The organism is Spirosoma flavus (assembly GCF_054778555.1).
Genome location: NZ_BAAGZL010000003.1, coordinates 328,043 through 343,360, shown reverse-complemented (window position 1 = coordinate 343,360; position 15,318 = coordinate 328,043). Strand labels below are relative to the sequence as shown.

Here is a 15,318-nt window from a genome sequence, read left to right as displayed (position 1 = left end):
CTACTTCTCGCTACGTCAACAAAATCGTATCAATCCTTTCAATCTTTAAAATCCCGCGGGGCCGCCCGTGCGGTTCAGAATTAATCCCGGTTCAGGCTTTTAATTGGATTCGCCAGCGCGGCACGTATGGCCTGTGTACTCACAACGAAGCCCGTCAGTAAAGCCAGAACCAACGCAACTGCTGCAAACGGCACCCACGAAAGCGTTGTTCGATAGGCGAAATGGCTCAGCCAGTTTTGCAACAGGTAATACGCCAGCGGGCCGGCAATGACGTTGGCAATGAGCAGAATTATCACGAATTCTTTCAGGAACAGGTTGACAATGCCGGCCGTCGAAGCTCCCAGTGTTTTACGAATGCCAATCTCTTTAGTACGGCGCGTTACGTTCAGTGAGACTAAGCCCAGCACGCCCAGTAATACAATTACCAGGGCTAAAACCGTAGCCAGCCTTGCCGCCTTTTGAAGCTGAATTTCAGTTTGATACAATTTCTGGAGCGTATCATCCATGAACGAATACTCGAACGGTGCATCCGGAAAAATCCGCGCCCATTCTTTGCCGATAGCCGTTACCGTTTCGGGAAGATTACGTGAAGGTGCCAGCTTAAACGTAACGTAGCGATAAATAGGATTCGTCCGGACATGAAAGAAAATGAGCGGATTGATGGATTCGTGCAGTGAACCAAAATGAAAATCTTTTAGTACACCGCCGACCCGGTTGGCTTGCCCACTACCCTGAAGACGAACGAGTTGCCCGATTGCTTTGGCAGGATCGTTCCAGCCTAATGCCTTAGCCGCCGATTCATTCAGAACTACTTGAGTCGAATCATATCCACCACCATCAGCGTGAAAGAAATGTCCCTCCCGAAGTTGCAGTCCGTACGTTTGGGCGAAGTGCTCATCGGTGGTCATTACTGTCGCTACGGCGGCATCGGTGCTGTCGCGGCCTTGCTGGAACAGGCGGCCAGTGCCACTGGCTTTCCCATCCGGAATGACGAACGAAAAACTGACGTCGCTTACACCAGGAATGCGTGTTAGTTGATTTCTAAATCCTTCCATACGTAGCACCCCCGCCGGCGACCAATCGCGCGGGACCGAAGCAACCGTCATGATCTGACTTTTTTGGTAACCTAAATCTTTGTTGAAGAAATAAGAAACCTGCCGGCTAATGACCATAGCCCCAATAAATACGAGAACCGCAACCGTAAACTGAAACACAATCAGTGCCCGACGGAAGCCAGTTCCCTTTTGCACCGATGCCGTTAGTTTGCCTCTCAACGACTCAACCGAAGGCAATCTTGACAGCACAAATGCCGGATAGCCGCCCGCCAGTAAGCCGATGCCTAAAATCAATCCCAGCAACCCGAAATAAGCAACCGGCGACCACGTAATGAGTGACGGAATCGGACGTTCCAGTACGTTGGCGAAAAGTGGTCGAAACAGTTCGTGGAATCCCAATGCCAGCAACGTAGCAACCGCCGATAGCAACAGACTTTCGGCCAGAAACTGGCCAATAAGTTGCTTTTTGAGTCCACCCAGCACCTTTCTGACACCAATTTCGCGCAGCCGTGTTGCCGACATACCAATGGTAATGTTGACAAAATTCACGACTGCCATGAGCAGAATGAACAGGCCGATGAGTGTTAGCGTCAACACCATTTTTTCGACCAACCCATTCTGTGCTTTCAAATAGTACGTTGTCAACGGACTTAGGTCGAGATGTAAATTTTCCTTAAAACTGGGAGGTGCATACGTAGCAAGCAGTTGCTCAAGCGGCTTGGTGAGTTGATCGGCAGTGACACCCGGCTGGAGTTCAAGGTAGTTGGGAATGTACTGATTTTGCCATGAATTAACACTGGTAAGCGGTGCAAAATAGCCGACATCGCGCATCGGAATGAAAATATGATCGCGATTGGGCAACAGATCCGTTACGCTATTTTTGGGTAGATTAGCCAATACGCCAGTTACCGTAAACAATTGCTTACCGCCGAGGGGCGTCTGCACCGCTAATTGCTGACGCAGTACGTCGGTTCTTCCGAAAAATTTCTGCGCCAATTCCGACGTAATGACGGCAGAGTTGGGGGCCAGCATCGCCGTTTTAGGGTCGCCGTACAGCAATGGAAATCCAAACATCGACAATACTGTAGAATCCCCTATTTCAATCCCTTCCCGAAAATGTTTTTCGCCAATTGAAACAATAGCCGTAACGCCATAAAACCGGTAATAATTAGCCACCAGATTTGGATACAACTGCTTGAGCGTGGGGCCAATAAGTCCTAACGTAGTGATGTCCATCCCCATCGTTTCCTCCTTCCACCGGCTTTGAACCAGATACTGCCGGTTGGCGTGGCGTAGCGTTTTATTGACGGCCAGTTCGCCCTGAATGTAGTTGCCAATGAGCAGTAGAAACGTAATGCCAACCGTAAGCCCGAACAACGTAACGAGGGCGTAAAATTTTCGACGTAACAGATTTCGAATGGCGATTTTAACGTAGTTTCGAAGCATAGGGTGGTCGTTTAGCGATACGTTCGTTTGTCGCCGTGAAGGTATTTACGTTTCCCCTATGAGTTGATTTTTAATACGTTAAAAGATGTTAAGGCGTAAAGGGCATGGGGGAAGGGCATAAGAAATTATGCTACGTCTACTCCCTGCCTTTGCCTCCAGGCCCTCTATAAAAAAAAATGTTTTTGATAGTTTGTCCAATTCGGTACTGTTCGATTGTCAATGGGTTGAAAAATCAAAAAATCAATTAAATGGAACAACGACTGAATCTTCAGGAAAAAGGACAAAATGCACTGAAAGTACTTTTTGGCATTGGTGGCTATCTCAAGAAATCGCCGGTTGAAGCAGGACTACTGGATCTAATTAATTTTCGAGTTTCGCAGATCAATCGGTGTGCCTTTTGTCTGGACATGCACTACAAAGATGCTCGTGCGAAGGGCGAAACCGAACAGCGGCTGTACGGCCTGAGTGCCTGGCGCGAATCACCGTATTATACTGATCGGGAACGAGCGGCCTTCGCACTGGCGGAAGCTGTCACAGCCAGCCACGTACCCGATGAAACTTACGCACAGGCGAAAGCCCAATTTTCGGGCGAGGAATTAATCGATCTGACGCTGGCAATTACGACAATTAACACCTGGAATCGCCTGAACCACGTTTTTCAGAACACGCCCGGTACGTATCAGGTGGGGCAATATCACTAAGATTCCCTAAGCCAATGAAATTGATTTATCACTAAATTCCAGCCAACAAAACGTATCATGAACGAATTTTTGATAATTATTCACCGAGATCTGATTAGCAAAGATGCTAGCCCTTCGCCCGAACAAATGCAGGCTTCCATCAAGCCATTTCAGGATTGGGTTGGCGGCATTGCGGCTCAAAATAAGCTGGTTAATCCGCCCAAACGTTGGGATTTGAACGGTCGGGTTGTGAAACAAAATAACACAGTGACTAATGGACCATACGCCGAAATTAAGGAGTCAGTGGGGGGCATGTTGCTGATTCGGGCCGCTGATTATGACGAAGCCGTCGAAATTGCCAAAGGCTGTCCGGTTATAAAGTGGGGAGCGGTTGTTGAAGTACGCATGGCTATACCAAACCCCTAACAGTCACTCAATGAAACGGCCTTTGTTTACATGCAAAGGCCGTTTTTCGATTTTATGGAGAGCCATGAACTAATACCTAATTTATTCAGAACGGAGTATCGAAAACTGGTTTCGGTACTCTGTTATCTGTTTGGTATTGAGCATATTGAGATTGCCGAAGACATTGCCAGTGATACGTTTCTGGCGGCTACTGAACTGTGGAGTTTACATGGAATACCCGATAATACGACCGGATGGTTATACACAGTTGCCAAGAATAAGACGAAAAATTACCTGAAACGGAATGCGCTTTTTGAGCAGAAACTGTCGGTCGAAATCAAAAGCAATACGTCCAAAGGCGAAGAAATCGAGATTGACCTGTCCTCGAAAAACATTGCTGACAGCCAATTGGCGATGATTTTTACCGTTTGTAATCCGTCTATTTCGGGTGAGTCGCAAATCGCTCTGGCGCTGAATCTGCTTTGTGGCTTCGGCATTCAGGAAATCGCCGACGCCTTTTTGACGAATAAAGAGGTAATCTATAAACGGATAAATCGCGCGAAATCAGCGCTGAAAGAAGCACGTATTAAAATTGAACAGCCCACTCTATTGGAAGTTAATGATCGCCTGGAAACGGTGCTTACTACGTTGTATCTACTGTTTTCTGAGGGCTATTTCTCTACGTCTCAGAACTTTCCACTACGTAAAGATTTATGTGCTGAAGCCATGCGATTGGCGTACTTGCTGATCGAAAACGAAATCACCAATAAGCCTTCTGTGAACGCGCTGTTTGCCCTGATGAGTTTTCACGCGTCCCGTTTTGACGCCCGAACCGATGAGCAGGGTGAAATTATTCTATACCAGGATCAGGACGAAACCCGCTGGAATCAGGAATTAATCGAGCAGGGAACGTACTATTTAAATCAAGCTTCTACGGGAAATCAACTATCGAAGTATCATCTGGAAGCCGGAATAGCCTATTGGCACACGCACAAGGAAGATTCACCCCAAAAGTGGGAAAGTATCTTACAGTTATATAATCACTTGCTCATTCTGGAATACTCGCCACTGGCCGCCTTGAACCGAACGTTTGCACTGGCCAAAGCCAATGGAAAAGAGGAAGCCATTCGGGAAGCTGAAAAACTGAAACTGACGGATAATCAGTACTATTATTCGTTGTTAGGCTATCTCTACACAGATGTCGATAATGCAAAAGCTATACAGTCCTTTGAAACAGCTTTAACTCTCACAAAATCGCCCGCTGTTAAAACAACGCTTGCCAAGAATATTGATCGACTGATCGAAGCTCTTAAACCGACATCAGCACCGGCTCTGGAGGATCATCAGTAAGCGGTTTGGGAGAAGCTTATTCAGTTATTCATAAAGCTCATTAAATGCTTCGCTTTATCTCTGCGGATAACTTAGGTTAAAAATATGCCTTAATTTTAACCTGAAAACGAACTCAATTTATGTCCTACTGCCGCGCCATCGAAACGATGTCTGAAGAGCGTAAAGCTCTGCACAAAGCGTACCACGATCACCTCTACGGATTTCCTATCCACGATGATAATGAGTTGTTTTGCAGACTGGTGCTGGAAATCAATCAGGCTGGCCTTAGCTGGGAAACCATTCTGAAAAAGGAAGTTACGTTCCGAAAAGCATACGACAATTTTGATCTGACTAAGGTGGCTGCCTATACCGACGCCGACCGCGAACGATTGATGGCTGATTCGGGAATTATTCGCAACCGTCTGAAGATCAATGCAGCCATTGAAAATGCAAAGGTTCTCCAGCGATTACAGCGGGAGTATGGTTCATTTGCCGCATGGCTTGACATTCATCACCCGAAAACAAAAGCAGAATGGGTAAAACTGTTCAAAAAGACGTTTCGCTTTACAGGCGGTGAAATCGTCAACGAGTTTTTAATGAGCATCGGCTACTTGCCCGGCGCTCATACAGAAGATTGCTCAGTTTATCATTCTGTGCTGGAATCTCAGCCAAAGTGGCTGACAGCGAATTGATTAATCAATGAATATTTCATTCTTTAGTTTCCTTTTTTTCGGGATATAACTCTCGGAATGCATTAAAAACGGCTTGGTGGGTTATGGTGGCGTGGTCTTCCTGCGGGAGGTAATCGAAATGAATGATCGCTTGTTTGCCGCTTATCTTCTTTAGTTTTTCGACCAACAAATTGGCTTATACTTCCATGACGTGCGGGATTTTACCAGCAATTTTTTCAGAATTTCCAGGGCCGTATTCCAGTAAAATACGGAATGTTTATGGATCGATTCGGTCGTAAAATTAGGCTCTGTAAAGGTCAGAGTTATTAGATAAAGTTCACTAGGTTAAGAGTCTGTTCCAAACAAGCTAACGATAGTTCCTACGGCGCCTACCAGACTCACAATCAGTCCAATAAATGCAAGCGTACCCGTGCCTAGAATGAGCATAAGTAAGCCTGCAATCAACAACACAATACTGCCAGCCAGCTTTCCTTTAGCAACCATCGCTTTTTGGGGATGACTAGGGGCCAGTTGTTTGCCGAGCTGCCGGTTCAGCTTCTTGAGTATCAGCCGCTCCAAACCATTCATTTTGTGCGGGGCTACGGTTATGGAAGAACCTGATGTTGCAGCTGACGCGGCCAGCATTTTCCCAATCCGGATCATACGCTTGTTCAGAGCTGTACTGGTCGCGAGTTTGCTGTCCTTCTGAACATTAGCTTCTGAGTGGTATGCGGTTATGTTCGCGGTTGCCTCTGTCTGAGCCGGTTCGATAACGTGCTGCGTAATCAGCGTGTTGGGTTGCACGCTGGCTGTAGCAGAGGACGTAACAGGGCCACGCTGAAAATAAGCGACAGGGCGACTGCACGAGGCAAGCATAGCAAGTGCTACTAAAGATGCATAGAAGGGCTTGGTAAACGTAGAGCTCATGAATTCCTTTATGATTTAAGGCAAGTTATTGAGAGTCAGTATTTTGATTAGAACATGAATCAAAAGTTGGCTCTCCTAAAAACCAAAAATACTGGAATTGACACTGGCTTTCCGTTTCAGTTCTGTTTTATAATCTCTTCTTAACGTCTTTCATCGCCTATTCGATTTTACGCTGCTCAGCGAGGACCGGGATATTGAGCAGACTATTCGCTACGTAGCGACTTCACTGGATTCATCAGCGCAGCACGGATGCTCTGAAAACTAATCGTTACCAAGGCAATACCAACCGCCAGAAGTCCCGCCAGAGCGAATACCCACCACTCAATGTCAATTTTATAAGCGAAGTCAGCGAGCCAGTTATTCATGGCATACCAGGCCAATGGTGAGGCAACGACGATGGCAATCAGCACTAGTTTCAGGAAATCTCTGGAAAGCAACGTAACGATACCGGCAACACTGGCTCCCAATACTTTACGTACACCAATTTCTTTAGTACGTTGCTGTGCACTGAACGTTGCTAAACCGAACAGACCCAGACAGGCGATGAAAATGGCGAGGATAGCGAAAATGGTGAACAACAAGCCATACTGCTTATCGGACTGGTATTGTTTGCCGTAAAATTCATCCAGAAAGAAATAATCCAGCGACGATTCCGGGAAAATGTTTTCCCAGCGAGTGGCTACCTGATCCAGCAGTTTTTGCGGGTCATCCGTACGAAATTTAATGGAATAATACTCTGTCGGAATCCAGCCGAACTTTGGGTCCATAAACAGAATGATCGGCGTAAACGACTGATGGAGTGAGCGTTGGTGGTAATCTTTTATGACACCGATAATTTCATTCGCTCGGTCGGGGGTGGTTTCCAACGCGATTTTCTGCCCAATCGCCTGCTCGGGCGACGTAAAGCCAAACTGCTTCACCGCCGACTCGTTAAGAACCAGGGCTGTAGAATCGGATGGACGATTTTTATCAAAACCACGTCCAGCCAGCAGTTGAAGACCGTAGGTCGGCATGAAATCAAAATCGACGGTTAGCATTTCGAAAAGCCGGTTATCGGCATCCCGGGCTTCAAACCGACGATTTGCCAGAAACTGCCTGACTTCCTTACCGGGAATCGCTCCCGAACCCGTTACGTTCGATACGTTTGCCAGCGACTTAACCTGCTTTTTGAAAAGCTCGACCCGCTCGGCGTGATCAGGCATATTGACAGGCGCTTTAATGACAACAGTCTGATCGGTCAAAACGCCCGGCCGCTGATTCATCATGTAAGCCGTTTGCCGGTAGACCACCAACGTACTGACAATCAGAATAACGGAAATTGCAAACTGAACCACCACCAAACCCTGACGTACCGTTCGTTCCGATCCCGAAAACAGGAATCGTCCTTTCAGCACCGAAACGGGCGAAATACGAAGCAGCGAAAAAGCGGGGTACAGACCCGTTACCAAAATACCGACGACCCATAATGCGATCATTCCGAGCAGCATAACCGGATCGGTCCAGACAATCTGCGCCGACTGCAGATGCAGCGAATCGGGAAGTACTTGTGTAGCCAGCAGAAGTAGCGGTACGGCTACCACTAAAGCAAGTGTATGCAACAGGAATGATTCAATTACAAATTGCATCAATAACATCCGGCTCGATGAGCCAATCATACGCCGAACGCCTGCTTCTTTCGCCCGGTAAAGTATCCGAGCCGTAGTAAGATTGCTGTAATTAACCCAGCTAATCAGCAGGATAACCAGCGCGATGATCGACAGAAACCGCACCACCGTTCGGTTGCCTTTTACTTCAATTTCGTTGGGTGTGGCCGGGTTGAGATGCAGGTCATGTAGCGGGATGAGTTTGATTCCCCACGTAACATCTTTCATCGCCTGCTCGGTTTTGTACTGCTCGGCAAGGGCCGGAAATTTGGTTTCTACGCGGCTGGGATCGGTATGCGGTTTGAGCTGGACGAACGTATAACTCGCGTGCTGATACCAGAAATTCCAGAATTTGGACGTAGCGGTTTTTCCCGAAATCAGCATGTCGAACTGCATGGTCGAGTTGACGGGCAGATCAGCAAAAACACCCGTTACCTGATACGTCTGCGTTTTTGCCAGTGTACTGATTTCGAGCGTTTTCCCTAACGGGTTCTGCGAACCAAAATATTTTTTCGCTGACGATTCTGATAAAACAACTGTATTTGGTTGGTTCAGAAACGTTTTGCGATCGCCTGCCCGGACGGGATAATCGAAAAACGTAAAGAAATTGGAATCGACCAGGCAAACGTGCGGTTCGCGAAACTTCTGATTTTCGTAACGTACCACCCGTTCTGAGTTGCGCCAGAAAATTCGGGTAAAGCTTTCCACCTCCGGAAAATTCGCTTTCATGGCTGTTGCATAGCCATTTGTGCTCGTCGCCCAATGCTCGGTTTTGTGCCCCGCTCCATAAAACAGACTTTCTACCCGATAAATGGGTTTGTCGCCCGCTACGTCACGATCAACCGCAATCTGATCGTAACTCTGTTCAAATCGAACGTACTGAATCAGCAACGCGCAAGTTGCCATTCCTAGCGCAAGGCCGGTGATATTGAGCAGACTATACAGCCGTTGCTGACGTATTGTTCGCCAGGCGATTTTGACGTAGTTTGTGAGCATAGGGGTAGGGGGGGCAGACTATTCGCTACGTAGTGATTTTATGGGGTTCATCAGGGCGGCTTTGATGCTCTGGAAACTAACGGTTAGCAGGGCGATGCCGATTGCTACTATACCCGCCAGAGCGAACATCCACCACTCGATGTCAATTTTATAGGCAAAATCAGCGAGCCATTTATTCATCATGTACCAGGCTATAGGCGAGGCAATAACAATGGCAATCAGCACCAATTTCAGAAAATCTTTCGAAAGCAATCCAATCAGATTGGGAACCGATGCGCCCAGCACTTTGCGGATGCCTATTTCTTTGGTACGTTGTTCGGCCATAAACGCGGCTAAGCCAAACAAACCAAGGCAGGCAATCAGAATTGCCAATACGGCGAAGGTCAGCGCAATGCTGCCGATTCGTTGTTCGGCCCGGTACATTTCGTCGAAACTGTCGTCCATGAATTGATAACTAAAGGCCTGCCCCGGTGCAATCTGCCGCCATTTCGCTTCAATTTGTTTGATCAATGCAGGTAAATCGCTGCTACTCAGCCGGAACGTAGCAGCTCCGGAATTGGGTTCAAGAACCATTGATAAAGCACCTATGTCGCGACGTAGTGATTCGTAATGGAAGTTTTTAACAACACCAACCACAGTGAAGGTTTTACGGACTTTCATCTGGGCATCGTTGAAACGCCAGATGCGCTTGCCAATCGGGTCCTTGAAACCAAATACCTTCACGGCTGCTTCATTCAGAATAATACCCGCTGAGTCTGAGCCGAATTCCTTCGAGAAATCGCGGCCTTTAACAACCTTCATTCCCATGGTTTTAACGTAGTTATGATCGACCGCCCAGCTCTGCATATTAACGCCTTTGTTCATATCTGACTGCCCTTCAGAAAAGAACGCATTATCACTACGGTTCGACGGCGTTGGTAAATACCCCGAAATACTACCGCTTACGACACCTGGTAGTCGCAAAACTTCCTGGCGGAAAGTTTCGGCCTGATTACCAATAGTATATACCCCATAAATATTGAGCATCTGATCGCGGTTGAAACCCAGATTTTTGCTTTGAATGTACGTAATCTGCCGGTAAACGATGATGGTTCCGACGATAAGGATTACCGACATCGCAAACTGAAACACGACCAATCCGCTACGAAGCCCGACACTACGAAAACTTACGTTAATTCGGCCTTTGAGTACTTTAATTGGCTGGAACGACGACAGAAAGAGGGCAGGGTAACTGCCGGCCAGCAAACCCACGACAATTGGTAATGAAATCAAAATGGGTATATAGTAGGGTGATACTAATTGGCTAAGCATTAGATCTTTAGCAGCAATCGTATTGAAGGCAGGCAAGGCAATTCCAACAATGAACACCGCCAGAAACATGGCCAGTACGGTGGTCAATACAGATTCTGTCATAAATTGCCCGATCAGTTGCTGCCGTTCCGAACCCATTACTTTCCGAACGCCCACTTCTTTCGCCCGATTCGCCGAGCGAGCCGTCGCCAGATTCATGAAGTTAATACAGGCAATCAGTAGAATAAACAGTGCCACCGCCGAGAAAATATAGACGTACTGAATATCGCCGTTCGGAGCCAGTTCTACCTGTTGTTTGGAATATAAGTGTATATCTGTCAGCGGAATGAGCCAATAAGCAATACTATTTCCTGCCTTGCGAAACTGATCCATGCTTGAGCCAATGAATTGCAGCGCCTGCGGGCCAACGTACTTGTCAATGACGGTATTTAAATTTTTGGCAAATGCCTGAACATCCGTACCAGGTTTGAACAAAATATACGTGTGGTGATTATTGCTGAGCCACTGTCCCCAGGTATAATCGTCGTTCAGCATACTCAGGAAGAAATTGCTCTGAAAGTGCGCATTCTTAGGTATGTCGCGCATCAGCCCTGTAACCTTGTATGTCTGATTATTATTGAATACCAGCGTTTTACCCATTGGATTCTGATTGCCAAAGTGTCGTTTAGCCGCCGATTCACTAATAACTACCGAATTGGGTTCGGCCAACGCCCGCTTAGGGTCGCCGGATAGGAGCGGTAACGTAAAGACGTCAAACAGGGTTGAATCGGCAAACGTAATGTTGTCTTCGCGAAGATTAGTCGATTCGCCCGTTCGCTTTACCGACCATGTTCCCTGCTGGTGAAGGCGTGTAAACTGCTCGACTTGAGGATAATCTTTCTTCAACGTCGGGCCGATCGGATCAGGCGAAACCGCGAAATGCATATCGTTACCCCCAAACTTAATGTCGGACTGCACCCGATAAATTCGGTCGGCTTTCTCGTTGTAGCGATCAAAGCTGAGCTCATCCAGTACGTAGAGCATGATGAGCATGCAGCAGGACAGGCCGGTCGCTAAGCCGAAAATATTGATAAAGGTGAATCCTTTCTGTTTCCGAAGCGTCCGCCAGGCGATTTTGAGATAGTTGATTAGCATAAGATTGAGGATTAACATAGAGACAGGGCATGTCTGTCCCTACAAATAGTTAATTAATAATCGGCTTGCCTTCTGAAATAGATTTTATCATCGCTTCTACATTGCTCTTATTCAGTGGATTGGGTGCCTGTGGTAGAGCAGCCTGCAAATAAGGCAGGGCATCTTTTGGTTTTCCTATAGCTATGAGCCCCCGACCCATGCCCAGGTTCGTCGTAAACTGATTTGGATTTTTGTCATAGTTGGCTTTAAACACTACGTAGGCTTCCTGATTTTGCTTTTGGGCCAGCAAATTGCGGCCGTACTGGTGCAATTCGTTCATGTTTCCCAACGGCATGGCTTCGGCCATGAGCACTTTGGCTTCGTCAGATTTATTAAGGGCAGTTAGCAAAGCCGCTTTGGTGCTGAGTGTCTGGAAATTTTTCTGACCAACGTAGCGGGCGTTGATGGCCTGATCGGCCCAGATGAGTCCCTGTTTGAGATCATGACTGGTTTCCAGACAATACGTAGCAGCCTGAACCAATGATGGCCACGTAAAACCCGGCTTCGACAATAACTCACGACGGAACGACGCCATTTGCTGGCCTACTAAATCGACGCTCACACGAAATGGAATCATACGTTTTTCCCAACTTAACGCTACGTTCGCCGAACTATCGGTCTGATTGACAAAAGAATAAGTTAGCAGTTCAACCGATTTGTCGAGCGGTTGATTTTTCACTGTGACACATAGCACATCCATCGCCGGATCGTAATAAAAGCTACCCCAGGAAACGACGATCTTGGAGAAAATAACTGTAGTTTCCTGGTCGCCCAGGTTCATAAAAAGGCCATACGTACCAGCCGCTAACGGCTTTCCTTCAACACGTACGTCGTTAGAGAACGTAATGTTTGTCGTTTCATTTGCGCCCGCCCGCCAAGGAGCTGGCTGCCCCGGACCATACCCCAAATCCTGAAAACCATAATGCGCAATGGGCGTCCCCCAGATTTTTCCTTCACGCCCCTTCACACCGGGCCGGTCGTAGTGAATGGTTACCGTCGTCAGGCCAATTTGCTCAGAAACCGAAGCTTTTTTATTTCCGCCAATAGGGGGCGTAGTGAGCTGCGCATGAACAGCTATTGAATTGGCTAACAAGAAAACAAATAGCACGTAACGCATAGGGTAAGGGTTTCTGAACCAGGATTTATGAGAAAGATTTACAGGATTTTGTTTTTTGCGCTACTGCTCGTAGCATAAGAAATCGTATAAATTTTTATAATCCTGAACATCCCGCCGGGCTGCCGGTGCGGTTCAGACTATTCACTGCTTAAACTTTTTACCGGATTTGTCAACGCGGCTTTGACACTTTGGAAGCTTACGGTCAGCAAGGCAACAATAACTGCCACCAGGCCGGCTACCAGAAAGATCCACCATTGAATGGTAATTTTATAGGCAAAATCGGCTAGCCATTGGTTCATAGCCCACCAGGCAATGGGGCTGGCAATCAGTATGGCAACGACGACCAGTTTCAGAAAATCTTTCGAAAGCAACGTAACGATACTGCCAACTGACGCCCCAAGAACTTTCCGCACGCCGATCTCTTTGGTACGTTGCTCGGCCGTGAATGCCGCCAGCCCAAACAGACCCAAACAGGCAATTAGAATGGCCAACGCCGAAAAGACCAGGACGACCTGGGCAGTACGTTGCTCGGACCGATAAAGTGTATTCAGGAAATCATCCAGAAACGTAAACTCAAACGCCGAATCGGGCATGTCTTTTTGGAAGATACGTTCCAGCTGGCGCATAGTTTCGGGTAGATGTGCCGTTCTGGTTTTGACGAGTAAATAAGGGCGCCCTTCCGTATCGGCGTTGTGGAAAGCGTAGGCGCCAATAGGCGTGTGAAGCGATTCGAAGTGAAAATCGTCGACAACACCAATGATCTCGGCGCGGTCCCAGCCAAACAGGTTGTGCGCTTTCTGGCCGATGGCTTTTTGGGGTGTATAGCCCAAATACGCAACAGCCGTTTTATTCAGAACGACCTGCACGGTTGTGTCTTTCTCATCTTTGCTGGCCGGGAGCGTTTTGCCCGCCAGCAGACGCAATCCCAATACGTCGACAAATTCTTTCCCAACGTGGTTTGTCTTGATCGCCATACCACCGGTAGAATTGTCGGTTTTGGAAAGTGTTCGCCCACTGCCTCCATCGCCCGGAAAAGCTTGCGCCCGACAAACCTCTTCTACGTTACTGAGACTTCTGTAATCGTTCATGAGGGCGTCAATCTGGGTTTTATCCTTAGCAGCTGCGGTCATCACGGCCAGTACCTGCGTTGGCTCGTAACCCAGTTTCTGGGCCTGAATGAATTGCAATTGCTGATAGAAAATGGCTGTACAGACGATCAATATCACTGAAGCCGAAAACTGAATCACTACCAGCGACCGTCGGAACAAACCGGCGCCTGACTGGTTGCGGAACGTAGTACTCAGCAGGTATTTGGGCGAGAACGACGAAAGGTAAAACGCTGGATACGAGCCTGCAATGAGCGTAATCAGCAGACCAATGGCCAGTAAGCCAACCATTACTTCGGGCAGTAGTAGCGCCGAAAAAGGCAGTTGCTTGCCCGTTAGTTGATTAAAGAGCGGGAGACTTGCGATTACAATACTAATGGCTAATAGAACGGCAAGGCTCACCATCAGCCCGGTTTCCAGATAAAACCGACTGACCAGATGCCGCATCGATGCACCAACCGTTTTGATAACGCCCACTTCCCGGAAACGAATCTGCGCCTTGGCTGTCGCCAGATTCATGTAGTTGATGCAGGCAATCAGCAGAATAACTATTGCCAGAACGAGCAGAATTTTTACCTGTCGGAAATCACCAATGCGGCTGGTGCTGGCGTTGGTGATATCGGCCGAATGCAGGTGAATATCTTTCAATGGTTGTAACCAAAGCGAAAACCACTGCTCTTTCTTTGGTACGTTCTTGTTGAGAACATCAGCCATTTGTTTCTCAACTGAAGCAGCTTTGGCCGGAGGGCTAAGCAGTACGTAGGTTTCAAAACTGGCGTTGCTCCAACTTAGGTTTTTGGCCCAGCGAACGGTGCTGAACGAACCAATCAGATCGGCATCGAGTGTCGACGTACCCGGAAAATTTACGTACACACCTGTCACTTCGAGTGTATCCCTGTTATCAACGTAGAGAACCTGACCGACCGGGTTTTCTGAACCGAAATACCGGTTCGCTGTGGTCTGGCTCAGCACTACTTTTTTCGGGCCATTGAGCGCTGTTTTCGGATTTCCTTTGAGCAGCGTAATATCGAATACGTCGAACAGACTGCTATCGGCCCAGTAAACATTCTTTTCCGCAAACTTCCGATCGCGGGAGTTGACAAAAGCGGTTTGCCCAAAATTGTGTCGAAGTAAACGTACCTGCTGCGCTACGTTGGGCACATCAGATTTGAGCGCTGGGCCTACTGCATTTGGTGCGTTCGCCCACTTCATACTTTTCCCGTCGAACGTAGCAGTCACACCAACCCGATAGATACGTTCGGCATTGGCGTGGTACGTATCGAACTGAAGTTCATCTTTTACGTACAGCATCAATAGCAAAGCAACCGCTAGTCCGGTTGCTAACCCAATCAGGTTCAGAAACGTAAACAGGCGGTTTTTCAGAAGGCCGCGCCAGGCGATTTTGAGGTAGTTTGTGAGCATAGGAAATTAGGGATTGTCTGAGCATCCCGGCCGCGTC

10 protein-coding genes are annotated in these 15,318 nt (G+C 47.7%); 4 read left to right on the top strand and 6 right to left on the bottom strand.

What is annotated here, in order from left to right; translation table 11 throughout:
* Positions 1–80: 80 nt before the first annotated feature.
* Positions 81–2,501: an ABC transporter permease gene (locus tag ACYVF1_RS18020; protein WP_461081327.1), complete on the bottom strand. Its 2,421-nt coding sequence runs from the start codon at positions 2,499–2,501 to the stop codon at positions 81–83.
* Positions 2,502–2,749: 248 nt separating this feature from the next.
* On the opposite strand from ACYVF1_RS18020, the gene ACYVF1_RS18015 reads away from it, so the two are divergent.
* The 4 genes from ACYVF1_RS18015 (at position 2,750) to ACYVF1_RS18000 (ending at position 5,607) form a co-directional block, all read left to right on the top strand.
* Complete coding sequence (locus tag ACYVF1_RS18015; protein WP_461081325.1) at positions 2,750–3,202, top strand: carboxymuconolactone decarboxylase family protein; 453 nt, start codon at positions 2,750–2,752, stop codon at positions 3,200–3,202.
* A 57-nt stretch (positions 3,203–3,259) separates the two neighbouring features.
* Entirely contained in the window at positions 3,260–3,607 is a 348-nt protein-coding gene (locus ACYVF1_RS18010) for a YciI family protein (protein WP_461081323.1), read from the top strand.
* A gap of 30 nt (positions 3,608–3,637) precedes the next feature.
* A complete protein-coding gene (locus ACYVF1_RS18005) occupies positions 3,638–4,936 on the top strand; it encodes an RNA polymerase sigma factor (protein WP_461081321.1) in 1,299 nt (432 codons plus the stop codon).
* Between the two features lie 119 nt (positions 4,937–5,055).
* The gene (locus ACYVF1_RS18000) at positions 5,056–5,607 is read left to right on the top strand and encodes a DNA-3-methyladenine glycosylase I (RefSeq protein WP_461081319.1); all 552 of its coding nucleotides are present in this window, start codon (positions 5,056–5,058) and stop codon (positions 5,605–5,607) included.
* 324 nt (positions 5,608–5,931) lie between these two features.
* Here the strand turns inward: ACYVF1_RS18000 and ACYVF1_RS17995 are convergent, their stop codons facing one another.
* The 5 genes from ACYVF1_RS17995 to ACYVF1_RS17975 form a co-directional block, all read right to left on the bottom strand.
* Positions 5,932–6,513 carry a hypothetical protein gene (locus ACYVF1_RS17995; protein WP_461081317.1) on the bottom strand — a complete coding sequence of 194 codons (582 nt, stop codon included), beginning with the start codon at positions 6,511–6,513 and terminating at the stop codon, positions 5,932–5,934.
* A 203-nt stretch (positions 6,514–6,716) separates the two neighbouring features.
* The gene (locus ACYVF1_RS17990; protein WP_461081315.1) at positions 6,717–9,152 is read right to left on the bottom strand and encodes an ABC transporter permease; all 2,436 of its coding nucleotides are present in this window, start codon (positions 9,150–9,152) and stop codon (positions 6,717–6,719) included.
* Positions 9,153–9,170: 18 nt separating this feature from the next.
* On the bottom strand, positions 9,171–11,597 hold the full coding sequence (locus ACYVF1_RS17985) for an ABC transporter permease (protein WP_461081313.1): 2,427 nt from the start codon (positions 11,595–11,597) through the stop codon (positions 9,171–9,173).
* Positions 11,598–11,646: 49 nt separating this feature from the next.
* Complete coding sequence (locus ACYVF1_RS17980; RefSeq protein WP_461081311.1) at positions 11,647–12,753, bottom strand: DUF2911 domain-containing protein; 1,107 nt, start codon at positions 12,751–12,753, stop codon at positions 11,647–11,649.
* 137 nt (positions 12,754–12,890) lie between these two features.
* On the bottom strand, positions 12,891–15,281 hold the full coding sequence (locus ACYVF1_RS17975) for an ABC transporter permease (RefSeq protein ID WP_461081309.1): 2,391 nt from the start codon (positions 15,279–15,281) through the stop codon (positions 12,891–12,893).
* Positions 15,282–15,318 lie beyond the last annotated feature (37 nt).